11 protein-coding genes are annotated in these 12,206 nt (G+C 45.3%); 6 read left to right on the top strand and 5 right to left on the bottom strand.

Translation table 11 applies throughout. The features are described 5' to 3' along the window. Positions 1-7: 7 nt before the first annotated feature. A complete protein-coding gene (locus tag ACOJR9_RS03365) occupies positions 8-1,057 on the bottom strand; it encodes an efflux RND transporter periplasmic adaptor subunit (protein ID WP_420934981.1) in 1,050 nt (349 codons plus the stop codon). Between the two features lie 174 nt (positions 1,058-1,231). Here ACOJR9_RS03365 and ACOJR9_RS03360 point away from each other — a divergent pair, with 174 nt between their 5' ends. From ACOJR9_RS03360 to ACOJR9_RS03350, 3 genes are all read left to right on the top strand, one after another. After that, positions 1,232-1,768, top strand: coding sequence for an NUDIX hydrolase (locus ACOJR9_RS03360; protein ID WP_420934980.1), 537 nt, complete (start codon positions 1,232-1,234; stop codon positions 1,766-1,768). 150 nt (positions 1,769-1,918) lie between these two features. After that, entirely contained in the window at positions 1,919-2,686 is a 768-nt protein-coding gene (locus ACOJR9_RS03355; protein WP_420934979.1) for a class II aldolase/adducin family protein, read from the top strand. A 90-nt stretch (positions 2,687-2,776) separates the two neighbouring features. Further along, entirely contained in the window at positions 2,777-3,961 is a 1,185-nt protein-coding gene (locus tag ACOJR9_RS03350; RefSeq protein WP_420934978.1) for a mandelate racemase/muconate lactonizing enzyme family protein, read from the top strand. A 263-nt stretch (positions 3,962-4,224) separates the two neighbouring features. Here ACOJR9_RS03350 and ACOJR9_RS03345 read toward each other — a convergent pair whose 3' ends face one another. Together ACOJR9_RS03345 and ACOJR9_RS03340 are read right to left on the bottom strand one after the other, a co-directional pair. Beyond that, a complete protein-coding gene (locus ACOJR9_RS03345) occupies positions 4,225-5,193 on the bottom strand; it encodes an amidohydrolase family protein (protein WP_420934977.1) in 969 nt (322 codons plus the stop codon). Positions 5,194-5,211: 18 nt separating this feature from the next. After that, positions 5,212-6,021, bottom strand: a complete 810-nt coding sequence (locus tag ACOJR9_RS03340; RefSeq protein WP_420934976.1) for an SDR family NAD(P)-dependent oxidoreductase — start codon at positions 6,019-6,021, stop codon at positions 5,212-5,214. 262 nt (positions 6,022-6,283) lie between these two features. On the opposite strand from ACOJR9_RS03340, the gene ACOJR9_RS03335 reads away from it, so the two are divergent. Further along, positions 6,284-8,044 (top strand): acyl-CoA dehydrogenase family protein, encoded by a 1,761-nt coding sequence (locus ACOJR9_RS03335; RefSeq protein WP_420934975.1) that lies wholly within the window; start codon positions 6,284-6,286, stop codon positions 8,042-8,044. Positions 8,045-8,272: 228 nt separating this feature from the next. Here ACOJR9_RS03335 and ACOJR9_RS03330 read toward each other — a convergent pair whose 3' ends face one another. Both ACOJR9_RS03330 and ACOJR9_RS03325 read right to left on the bottom strand, forming a co-directional pair. Next, positions 8,273-8,821 carry a DUF3016 domain-containing protein gene (locus ACOJR9_RS03330; protein WP_420934974.1) on the bottom strand — a complete coding sequence of 183 codons (549 nt, stop codon included), beginning with the start codon at positions 8,819-8,821 and terminating at the stop codon, positions 8,273-8,275. 53 nt (positions 8,822-8,874) lie between these two features. Then, positions 8,875-9,240 (bottom strand): hypothetical protein, encoded by a 366-nt coding sequence (locus ACOJR9_RS03325; RefSeq protein WP_420934973.1) that lies wholly within the window; start codon positions 9,238-9,240, stop codon positions 8,875-8,877. Between the two features lie 431 nt (positions 9,241-9,671). Here ACOJR9_RS03325 and ccoG point away from each other — a divergent pair, with 431 nt between their 5' ends. Further along, a complete protein-coding gene (gene ccoG, locus ACOJR9_RS03320) occupies positions 9,672-11,102 on the top strand; it encodes a cytochrome c oxidase accessory protein CcoG (RefSeq protein WP_420934972.1) in 1,431 nt (476 codons plus the stop codon). Continuing rightward, on the top strand, positions 11,099-12,085 hold the full coding sequence (locus ACOJR9_RS03315) for a serine/threonine protein kinase (protein WP_420934971.1): 987 nt from the start codon (positions 11,099-11,101) through the stop codon (positions 12,083-12,085). The genes ccoG and ACOJR9_RS03315 overlap by 4 nt, the downstream gene beginning before the upstream one ends. Positions 12,086-12,206: the final 121 nt, after the last annotated feature.

The following is a 12,206-nucleotide window of genomic DNA, read 5'->3' as shown; positions in this document are numbered from 1 at the left end:
CGCTCCCTTATCGATTCAGAACATTAACGGGGGATTCATCACGTACCTGCAATGTACCTTCGGTAATCACTTCGTCACCTTCATTAATACCTTCTATAATTTGTACTACGCCAGGTCTTCTCTCTCCAATGCTCACCTCGGTTTGATGCGCTACATCATTTCGCACCACGTAAACGAATTGTTTATCTTGTACAGGCACGAGGGCTTTTTCAGGAAGGACAAGAGTATTGAGGACACGTTTTTCTACCGTGACAGTAAGCAGCATTCCTGGGCGCAACCGATTGTCTTTGTTTTTTATCGTTGCGCGAACGTTGATGGCGCGAATAACCGGGTCTAATCGAGTATCTACATTACTGACAACACCCTCAAATTCTACCCCAGGATAGGCAATGGAAGAGGCGGTTAACCGCTGTCCTGCAGCAACGCTGGCAAGGTGAGTCTCTGCCACACTAAAATCGACTTTCACCACGCTAATATCATCGAGTGTGGTAATGGTGCTCCCTGGCTGGACCAATGAGCCTTTACTGATCATTCTATTGCCTAATAGGCCGGTAAACGGCGCGCGAACTTGCAGGTCGCTTAGCTGCGCCTTGGCAATATCTAACTGCGCTTCGAGTGCTTTTACCCGAGCGTTTTGCTCGTCGAGCAATTGCTCTGACGTGGCGTTTGTTTGGCGCAAGTCTGAAATACGGGCGAACTGACGTTTAGCTTCGTCAATATTTGCCTTGAGCTCTTCAACGCGAGCGCGCTCTTCAGCGTTATTTAACTGAACTAACAGCTCACCTTCCTTTACCTTATCGCCATCTTCAAAATTGATACTCGAAATGGTTTCAGTCACTTGCGCCGTAATGTTTACCGATTCATTAGCAACCGCGGTCCCAAGCGACTCGATTGTGATAGGCAGTGCTTCAATACTAGCGAAGGCAGTTTTGACGGGAGTAGCACGCTGGCCACCTTGTTGCTCAACAATGTCTTCAGGTAGGTTCAAATACACGACAATACCTGCCAACAATGCAACGCCAATTAACAATGGTGAAAAAGAAAAACGTGAAGACATAACCTTTCCTATAGGTAAAATAACAACCCGTGATAGAGTAGTCATCAGGCAACTATTTATAAAAGCAGTGCACAAAGAACAATGGCATCTACAGGTATCCCGTTTACTGCGTTTGTTGTGTACAGTACTACTATTTATTGATTTTATTTTGTTAAGAGTATTCTACCTTTTTCAATGACTTTCTTTTTTCGCTTATCACCTATTTTGGCAGTTTTAACGCTTTTAGGCTGTTCTCAACACTCACCGAGTGCCCCCCTGTGTCGACAATCTGCGTTACTTGAATCGCAACCCGTCGAGCAAAGATCCAATAGTAACGACACCCGAGCTGCGGTTTGCCTTATCAAAACTCAGGAAAAAGCGGTACTTATTCGCCATCGATTAAGCGGAAAACTCGATTTTCCCGGCGGTGGAGTGAATGAGGGTGAATCACTATCTTGCGCTGCACATCGAGAAACATGGGAAGAAACGGGCTTTAATGTACTTGTTCGAAAGCAATTAGGTATAACATCCAATGGACTTGCCCTGTTTGCCTGCGATTTAGACGCGGGAATCGAATTATTGCCAGAGCATTTTAGTCCGCCTTCATGGGCAGCGCTTGAAGTGATTGCAATTGAAAAGGTGGACCCGTTTTTACTTAACCATAAGTCGCTGCGCTATGCCGATGACCTTATTTCGCTTCGCGATGGGTTTATAGCCTTTGACACTAACTAATAGCCATACCAGAGTGAGATTTGAACCTCACTTTTGATACATTGTAAGCTGCGGTTATAGCATTGAGCAGGTTCTTATCTTGCTATACAACAGTAATAGAGAGAACAAAAGAGACAGACCGCCTCGATTTTTACTATTAAGGAGTAAAGCGTGTTTTCATTGCCAACACAAAGCCTTAAAGGCACCGTATCAGAACAAGAATGGCAAGCCCGTGTTGACTTGGCAGCGTGCTACCGCCTCGTGGCGGATATGCGCTGGGGCGACCTAATATACACGCATATATCAGCTAAGGTGCCGGGAACCGAGCATTACCTTGTTAATGCCTTTGGGTTAACATTTGACGAAGTGACCGCATCGAATTTAGTGAAAGTAGACCTAGACGGCAACATTCTTGATGATACGCCCTATGGCATAAACCCAGCTGGCTTTACTATTCATAGTGCGATTCACGAAGTACGTCATGATGCAGAATGCGTCATTCACCTTCACACGCTGGCCACTATCTCAGTGGCATCGGTAAAAGGCGGTCTAAAGCCATGGAGCCAGTACTCAATGTTTTCACTGCCTTCGTTGTCATACCACAAGTATGAAGGGCTTGCCGTTGACGACGCTGAGCGAAAACGACTTCAAGATGATTTGGGCGATACTAATCACATGCTGTTGCCTAACCATGGCGGCCTTACAGTAGGCCCTACTGTGGGTGATGCTTTTATGCGCTTTTACGACCTTCAGCGAGCATGTGAAATACAACTTGCTTTAATGCAGTCTACTGAAGAGATCATTGAGATCCCCCAACCTATCATTGACGGTATCTATGAGCAGGCCAAAGTGGTGCATAGCGGTGCAACCGGCGGACAAAAAGCATGGCCTGCTATGTTACGCAAAGCGTACAAATTAGACCCAGGATTTTGTGAATAATATGCTGGCGTACTTGTGATCACAGCCACCTGCTGATGTTTACAATGCAACGTTAAAGATTGAAATACATAACGGAACTGAACCTACATTATGAAAGTGACTAAAGTAGAAATATTCGACATCGAATGCCCGAAGCGCCCTCAGTGGAATCCTGTGTTTGTAAGAGTATATACCGATGAAGGTATTACCGGCGTGGGCGAAGCGGGTCTTGCCTACGACTGGGGCCACAGCGCCGCCGCTAATATGGTAAAAGAAATTGCGGAAGCCTTGCTGATTGGCTTTAATCCTTTTAATACCGAACTTTTATGGTCTCGCATGCTGCGCGAAGGTTTCTGGGGACTAGGTGGAGGCCCGGTTTTCTATTCCGCAATGAGCGCTATCGACACCGCGCTTTGGGATATCAAAGGCAAAGCCCTTGGCTTACCGGTTTACGAACTTCTTGGTGGTAAAACTAACGGTAAACTTCGCAGTTACGCCAGCCAGCTTCAGTTTGACTGGGATACGGAAATCACCAAACTTAACGACCCTGCCGACTACGCTCGCGCTACTGAAAAAGCGTTAAAAGATGGCTACGACGCGGTTAAAGTTGATCCAATCGTTTACGACAAAGACGGCAACACCCATTTTGACAGAACCAAACTATTTACTAAGCCGGAGCTCAAATTGTTTCGCGCTCGTTTACAAGCAATGCGTGACGTTATGGGTGAAGACGGTGATATCATTTTCGAATGCCACAGCTTGCTAGGTGCCTCTACCGCTATTCAGTTAGGCAGTATTGTAGAAGACATTGGCTGTTTATATTACGAAGAACCAGTGAACTACTTGAACTCTAAGCTACATGACAAAGTAGCGAAAAACGTGAAGGTGCCCATTGCAGGTGGCGAACGTTTATATCATCGCTGGGACGTACGGCCTTATCTTGAAGACCAATCCATCGACGTACTGCAGCCTGATGTGGGTCTTTGCGGTGGCTTTACTGAAGCGAAAAAGGTGTGTGATTACGCTGACATTTACGATGTACGTATTCAAGCACATGTATGTGGTGGTCCGGTGGCAACGGCAGCAAGCCTACACCTTGAAACAGCCATACCGAACTTCCTGATCCACGAGCATCATACCTATGCCACTAAAGCGTGGAATAGAGAGTTATGTATTCAAGACCCTCAGCCAGTGAACGGCTTTATTGAGGCACCGGACACGCCGGGAATTGGCATCGATTTAAATGACGAAATAGTTTATCGCTCTCCGCACATGACGGTAACTGAGCTGAAATAGTGGGTGATATGCCAATACGTCTTGAATCGGCGCATGTATGAGCGCGCTTTTACCGCGGGCACTTTTCGAAGCTTGCTTTACGAAAAGCGCTGACTTATTTCACGCTTACCTTGTTTAGACGCTAAATATAAAGACCGAGGCACCGAAAAAAGTGAAAAACTTTACTTTTTTCGGTGCTTTTTATTACTTCAGAACTTAAGCCTACAGAGTTTTTGCCCTTCACACTTTTTCGCTTTAAACCTGTATTACTAAAACTTGCGCCTTTAAAATTTATACCAATCATACGCATTTTTATAACGCAGCTTCTCTGCATCATCCTTGCTAAGACAAAAAAACCCAGAGGCTGGTCGCGACGTCATACGCTTGAGCATGTCGTCATACCCTTTTAATAGTTGAGCATGAGGCATTCGCCAGGTACACAAGGGAAAATTGCTCGCCAACATAATGTTGTCGACAGGAAGTATATCTAGAGCGGTATTAAGCAATCGCTCAACACAGGGCCACGTCCATTGCCTGTCTTGCATCTCCATACCTGAAAATTTAAATGCCATATTGCCGCATTGCGCCAGTGCACGTAAATTACGCTGCCATTTTGTGTAAGCAAGGCTGGAATAAAAGTGCCGGCTTGAATTAGCGTGCTTGCTGCAAGAGCCCTCAGCGGGTAAGGAGCCCTCAGCGGGTAAAGCGTCAGCTAAAAAAGGCGCTGCCGCGACATGATTAACTATTACCGTCAGTTCTGGAATACGCTCAACCATATTTAATAAGGCACTAACGCTTGTCGCATCGGTAATATCGAATTGCGCATCAAAAGATAGGTTATTTGCAGCCATATGTTTTAGGCTATGCAGCACCTTAGGGCTTCGCAATAGGGTGGCCGCATCATCATCGAGAATATGGCGAAGCCCAACTACAGAGCGAAACCGTTTTAATCTATCAATGTCTGATAAAGAGGTAGACGACTGCAAGTCGATATTAGCCACACTGCGATACGGTCTTATGCAATGCTGCTCTAAAAACGCCACCTCTCGCCAAGGTCGCGTGTTATCAAAACCTGCCTCTATATGCACAAACCCGCTTAGCGTTGCGTGATTTCCTTTAAACAAATCCCTTTCGTATACACTTTGTGCGATGACAGACTTGTCGTGCCAAAACGGCGCATTTTTCGGCTTGAGCCAGTCGTATTGACCATGTTCAAGTGCGAAAAAATGTATGTGAGGGTCAATCCAGTGCATGGTTTTTCGTCCACATCGTTATTGCGCAGTATATCCGCCATCCACAGCATGAAGGCTTCCTGTGATAAAAGACGCTTTATTGCTACAAAGGAAATAGGTGAGTTCGGCGACGTCCTGAGGTTGACCTAGCCTGCCGATGGGCTGGGCTGCCGCTTCCTCTGCTACAACGTCATTTTTATTGGCCCCAGAGCGAGCGACATAGTTGTCAATGGCGTTGTGAAATAACGGGGTTTCGATAGTGCCAGGACACACTGCATTCGCCCTTATATTATAAGAGGCATAATCAAGGGCGGTACTTTTTGCTATTGAAGCCAATGCAGATTTTGTTAGTCCGTATGCGAAGGAACTTTTTTTTCCAACAAAGGATTGATCAGAGCCCATCACCACTATCGCACCTGATTGCTGAGCTTTCATAACGGGTAACGTATTTTTTATTGCGGCGTAAGCCCCTTTAATATTTAGGCTTATTATACTGTCGAGTAACGCTTCGTCAGTCTCTTCGATAGTGGCTGATACGTGTTTGCCCGCATTGCACACCAACGCATCAATACGCTTATAGTCTTGTGCCACAGACGCAAGTGCTTTTTCTACCTCGCTCACGTTGCTTACATCGCACTTTACCCACTCACAATGAAGGGGAGCGACGTCAAAGTGCCTAATGTCTAAATTCACCACGCGATAGCCGTTTTCAGCAAATGTTTTACACACGGCAAGGCCAATTCCCAAACTGCCACCCGTTACCACGCAGACTGGGCTATCATTAAGCTTAACGTCAGTATTAACGCTAACGTCAGTGTCAATTTCGGTATTCGTTGTGGTATTGGTCATAGCTCACCTTGCCCCTAGTCTATTTCTGTTTTCTCTGTGCTTTCTTTGTGATTGCGCTAGCTTCTGTGGCGTAAGCATGCCAGCGAGTAGGATAAATGCAAGGAAAAGCCAAAAGGCCATAAGTAATAGTTAACCTGAGTCCTGTTTGAGAAACGGAATATAGGTAATTAATTATTAACTTTCAGTTAACGGACTACTCTGACCACTTGTTTTATGGCTATAATAGGGAAATTAAAACACTTGTTTGAAAAAGGAGTCATCCATGCCTCTACACCATGCCCCTACCGCTGATTTTCAGTTTCTTTTAAAAGAATGGCTTGGACTTGATGCCCATTATAAAAAGCTCGGTATCAGTGATTTTGACAGCGACCTAGCGAATGAAATTATTTCGCAAGGTGCCAAATTTGCACTCGATGTTGTTGCTCCATTAAACCGAGAGGGCGACGAAGAAGGCTGTAAGCTGGAAAATGGCAAGGTTACTACACCAAAAGGTTTTGCCGACGCCTATCAAGAATATGTGGCTAATGGCTGGAATGCCATGCTTGGCTCTGCTGAATACGATGGTCAAGATTTACCTTACACCATGGCGGTACCGGTTCACGAAATGCTGAATGCCGCTAACTTGAGCTGGCGTTTAACAACCATGCTCACCGAGAGTGCGACACTTGCGGTCACCAAGCATGCAAGTAAAGCGCTTAAAGATAAATATCTTGCGAAGCTTATCAGCGGCGAATGGACAGGTACAATGAACCTTACCGAGCCTCACGCTGGAACAGATTTAAGCTTACTAAGCACTAAAGCGCTGCCACAAGACGACGGCAGCTTTAAAGTGACTGGTAACAAGATATTTATTACTGGTGGCGATCACGACTGGAGCGCTAACGTTATCCATCTCGTGCTAGCTCGCCTACCCGATGCGCCAAAAGGCGTTAAAGGTATTAGCTTGTTTTTGGTACCCAAATTTTTACCAGACGCGAGCAATGAGCCGGGTGAAGCAAACAGCCTGTCAGTGGGTAGTATTGAACACAAGATGGGTATTAAAGCCAGCCCTACCTGTGTAATGAACTTCGACGGTGCCACCGGCTGGTTAGTGGGTGAGGAAAACCAAGGGTTAGCGTGTATGTTCACCATGATGAACGATGCGCGTTTCCAAGTAGGCCTGCAAGGCTTAGGTGCCGCTGAAGCGTCTTACCAAGGTGCCCTTACGTACGCGCGCGACCGTCTTCAATCTCGGGCGCCTCAGGGCATTCAAAACCCTGAAGGCAAAGCCGATCCTATTGTATTTCAGCCAGATGTAGCAAGAATGCTGCTAACGCAAAAATCGTTAATTGAGGGTTGCCGCGCTCTGTCGCTTTTCTATGCCAAATTTATGGATATAGAGAAGCACACAGAAGGCGAAGCAAAACACAACGCAGAGAATGTGCTTCAGTACTTAACGCCTATCTGTAAAGCCTTTATGACTGACATGGGTCTTGAAACCACTAACATTGGTGTACAGGTATACGGTGGTCACGGCTTCATTCGCGAATGGGGAATGGAGCAACTGGTGCGTGATGTGCGTATTGCCATGCTGTATGAGGGAACCAATGGCATTCAAGCCCTCGACTTAATTGGCCGCAAGCTTACTCGAGATGGCGGTAAAATGATGGAGTCGACCTATTCTGCATTTAGTGAACTGGTTAACGACATTGATAACGGTGAGAGCAAAGCACTAGCACAAGGTCTATTAGACGACTGGCGCGCTTCTTCTGCCGACTGTTTAGGCATGGACCCAACCACAGCTGCATCAGCGGCATGCGACTTCCTTAACTACAGCGCATACTCACTTATTGGGGTATTATGGTACAGCATGGCTGACAAGGCGCAGCGCTCAAATAATGCGGTATTAGCAGCCTCTAAAGTGAAAACCCGAGACTTTTACATGCAGCGTATTTTACCTCGCCGCGACGCACACAAAGTAGCGTATAAAGCAGGGCCGGATAGTACCTTAGCGATTAGCGGTGACGAGTTCGACTACGTGTAATGCTACTGGCTACTGGCTATTGCCTGTTAAGTGGTAGGTGAAATGCACCTACCACTGGCTATTATCTTCGCGGAAGCTGCCACCAGGTTTTGGCTAAAAATATACGCTAAGAGTACTTGCTAAAAGGTATTGGCAAGAAAAACAAAAAGGTCGGCTAGAACTGCATAGTTAACGCTATGCACTCAAGCCGACCTTTTTTTGCTGTTTTCCATGTACTTTTAAATCTTATTAGCCTTCGTTCTTTAAGCTGTCAGCGTCGGAAAACGTATCGTCAAACCAATCATCCAACATGGATTTTTCGTAGAAAAGATTTTCATTTCTGATGTTTCTAATATTTGATTCCATAAAGCCCATATCTTTCAGCTGAAAATCATCTTCACTTTTCAGTACTTCGCCACTGCTATCGGTTAACGAATAACTAAATGTCATTCTTGGTATATCGACACGCTGTATGACACGCACATCGGTGGCCATGTTATTGCCAAAACCGATGAATTGACTTGGCCATACTTGGCCGGCTAAATCAATATTGGTGACAACCATTGATAATGTCTGAGACTCGGGTAAGGACGCTGCCAATTCCACTAAATGGGCCTCTAGCGCCTCAAGTGTACGCTTGCGAAAACGAGCGCGAGACTCGTTTGACGGGCGAACATCGGTGAAAGATTTTGGCTCTTTCCACGTTATTTTTAATTCGCCAGCATGAGACGGCAATACGACGGCATTACTTAACAACACCGTGCATATTAACGTTGCTATGGTAGGTAACTTATTCACGTTTACTCTCCTCGTGTCGGTCTTCTCGTAAACGCTCTCCGTGTTTCTAGATATTAATCTGGTTTTCGCATTAGAGAAGACTGCATAATGATATGGCAAAGTTGAGCGCGTTTGGTTCCCGAAAAGTTAGGGTTTATTTCGTCTTTTTCACAATAATTCGCATAAAACTGCTTAACACTCTCTTTAGATACGGTGATTTTTTCAACATAGTTTTGTTGATAGGGCTTTAGTGGCCTTAACTGAGTTGTTATATCGCTGCGTAACCTCTCTAGCGCGCGCTGTTCTGGTAGCGTAGAAAGTGAAATAAACCAATCTGATACAGAGTGTTGAATATCTTCAAACAAGTATTGAACAAAGGGAGACCGCAAGATTAACACCAGCACAATAATTTCAGCAGTAATGATAAAAAACCGTAGCATAACGTGTTACATAACCTGTCTTAATGGCGGCTTTTAATAGCTGTGATTAACGCTGACATATTGATAATACCTCTTACAAATGCGTTTAAACTAACGTTATTTTGCGCGTTGTGGTGTTTAACGTGCCGCCAAAATCCATTCTTGATACTTAGATCGTAGTAAAGCACATTCGCTGATATTACACTATCCTGATCACTTTCTAGTACACAATTAATAATACGTCAGTATGCGATTGTGCTTTTTATAAATGGTTTAGGTTTACACTCTATGCATTGTCAATCTATGCAGAAACTTACTTTCTGAACTTTCAGTATTGACTGAAAGTTTAAAAAATACGATCATAATGAACATTCTTGATCTACATTAATCATAACAATCTTGTTGCTGGTATACTCCACGCGCCATTTAGGGTTGTTAGCTAAGGTTTATTTATGAACGAACAGATACCGGTCAAAAATGTCACACCGGTAAAAGTGCACAAACCAAAGGGAGACGGTCAAGGTAAACGTCACGACTCCCGCAGTCGCATTTATGTACGAGCAGTAAAAGGCCCGCTAGAATCGTTTCGTCGATTTTTTGGGCTTATTTTTCTTGGCTTGTTCGCCATCATTCCTTGGCTTCAGTTTAACGGTCAGCAGGCAGTATTGCTCGATATTGGCGAGCAGCGCTTCACCATATTCTCGCTAACACTGTGGCCTCAAGACCTTACGTTATTAGCTTATATATTTATTGTGTCGGCATTTGCCCTCTTCTTTGTGACCACCTTTGCTGGTCGAGTGTGGTGCGGTTTTATGTGTCCGCAAACTACCTGGGTATATATCTACACCTGGTTTGAAGAGAAATGTGAGGGGCCCCGCAATAAACGAATTAAGCTAGACGAGCGCCCAATGGACGCCGATAAGTTTATGCGCAAAACAGCAAAGCACACTGCATGGGTAGGCGTTGCTCTGTTAACGGCGCTTACTTTTGTTGGGTATTTCACGCCCATCGGCGCGCTATTTGTTGATTTCTTTACCTTCAACGTAAGCTTCTGGGCTGGCTTTTTTGTTATTTTCTTTGCGGTGTGTACTTACGGCAATGCCGGTTACATGAGAGAAATCATGTGCACTCACATATGCCCTTACGCTCGCTTTCAATCTGCCATGTTCGACAAAGATACCTTTACCGTATCTTATAACGCCAATCGTGGAGAGAAGCGAGGGCCACGCCCGCGTAAGCTTAGCCACGAAGAGGTAAAAGAAAAAGGGTTAGGCGATTGTATAGACTGCAACCTGTGCGTTCAGGTCTGCCCTACCGGCATCGATATTCGAAATGGATTGCAGTACGAATGCATAAACTGTGGTGCGTGCGTTGATGCGTGTAACGGTGTCATGGACAAAATGAATTACCCCAAAGGACTTATTAGCTTTACTTCTGAAGAAGAGCTGTCTGGCGGTAAAACACATATTATTCGACCTAAGCTCATTGGCTACTTTGTGGTACTCGTGATCATGATTGGCCTGTTGTTCGCCAATATCTACACTCGCAGCCCTACAGAAGTGGATATTATTCGCGATAGAAACTCTTTATATCGCGAAACCAACGAAGGGCTGATAGAAAATGTCTATACCATCAAGGTATTGAATAAAACGCAGCAGCGTCAAAGCTATACCGTAGAGATAAAGGGCCTTCCTGATTATGAATATATTGGTAAGCAGGAATTTGTCGTTGAGGGCGGCGCGGTGTATTCAACGCCGATATCGGTTGCAACCGACGCCTATAATCTGGAAGATACGGTCACTGACATATTCATTAGTGTTACCACCACCGTAGACGGTGATATTGTAACTATTGATGAGCCAACTAAGTTTCTTTATCGATGACAGATTTTTCTTTCTCGGGCTTGAGCCCAGATACGATATTAGATGCCCTGGAAACCCAGGGCATTTTTCTTCAAAGCGGTCTATTAGCCCTTAATAGCTATGAAAATAGGGTTTATCAATTTATTGCCGAAGACGGCAAACGTTATGTGGTGAAATTCTACCGACCGGGCCGCTGGTCTGACGAACAAATTCAAGAAGAGCACAATTTTGCTAAGGAATTAGCCGACAACGAAATTCCCATCGTCGCGCCCATGGCCGTTAACGCAAAGACGCTGCACCACCATAGCGTTGGAAGTACAGACTACCGTTTTGCATTGTTCCCCTCGGTGGGCGGTCGTCAATTTGAGAACGACAATTTAGATCAGTTAGAATGGATGGGACGGTTTATTGGCCGCATTCACCTTACGGCTCAGTCTTCTGCATTTTCTTCTCGCCCTGCAATTGATGTTGAAAGCTACTTATTTGAACCTCAACGGGTTTTAGAGCAAAGTGAGCTATTGCCTGAAGGCCTTAAAACGGCATTTTTCGCTATTCTTAACCCGGTGATTGAAGCTACACAAAAAGCGTACAAAAACGTTTCTTCCCCTATTCGCCTGCATGGCGACTGCCACCCTGGCAATATCTTATGGCGCGACGGGCCTACCTTTGTTGATCTAGACGATTGCAGAATGGGGCCTGCCATTCAAGACTTGTGGATGATGTTAAGCGGAGACAGGCAGCAGCAGTTACTTCAGCTAGACACATTAGTAGAAGCCTACGAAGAGTTTCAGCCGTTTAATAAGGCGGAACTTTCGTTAATAGAACCCTTAAGAGCCATGCGAATGGTACATTATATGGCGTGGCTTTCTCGTCGTTGGTCAGATCCCGCTTTCCCCCGTGCATTTCCTTGGTTTGCAGAGGATAAATACTGGGAAGGACAAATTTTAGCGCTCAAAGAGCAAATGTCAGCACTGCAAGAACCCCCGCTAAAATTGGGCATGTAGTTTCGTCACATTATTTCACTCGCTACATGCATCAATACTACGACTGCTGTCGTAAGTCGCCGTTAAAGCCTATATACTCGCCCCCGCGTAGGTGCACATGAAACGGCCTTGCTAGCCCATT

It is taken from the genome of Alteromonas ulvae (assembly GCF_048987005.1).
Classification (GTDB): Bacteria; Pseudomonadota; Gammaproteobacteria; order Enterobacterales; family Alteromonadaceae; genus Alteromonas.
This window is presented reverse-complemented; position numbering and strand designations above follow the sequence as displayed.

Coding starts and splice junctions, on each gene's coding strand:
- ACOJR9_RS03365 (WP_420934981.1), bottom strand. CDS start 1,057: ATGTCTTCACGTTTTTCTTTTTCACCATTGTTAATTGGCGTTGCATTG.
- ACOJR9_RS03360 (WP_420934980.1), top strand. CDS start 1,232: ATGACTTTCTTTTTTCGCTTATCACCTATTTTGGCAGTTTTAACGCTT.
- ACOJR9_RS03350 (WP_420934978.1), top strand. CDS start 2,777: ATGAAAGTGACTAAAGTAGAAATATTCGACATCGAATGCCCGAAGCGC.
- ACOJR9_RS03345 (WP_420934977.1), bottom strand. CDS start 5,193: ATGCACTGGATTGACCCTCACATACATTTTTTCGCACTTGAACATGGT.
- ACOJR9_RS03340 (WP_420934976.1), bottom strand. CDS start 6,021: ATGACCAATACCACAACGAATACCGAAATTGACACTGACGTTAGCGTT.
- ACOJR9_RS03335 (WP_420934975.1), top strand. CDS start 6,284: ATGCCTCTACACCATGCCCCTACCGCTGATTTTCAGTTTCTTTTAAAA.
- ACOJR9_RS03325 (WP_420934973.1), bottom strand. CDS start 9,240: ATGCTACGGTTTTTTATCATTACTGCTGAAATTATTGTGCTGGTGTTA.
- ccoG (WP_420934972.1), top strand. CDS start 9,672: ATGAACGAACAGATACCGGTCAAAAATGTCACACCGGTAAAAGTGCAC.
- ACOJR9_RS03315 (WP_420934971.1), top strand. CDS start 11,099: ATGACAGATTTTTCTTTCTCGGGCTTGAGCCCAGATACGATATTAGAT.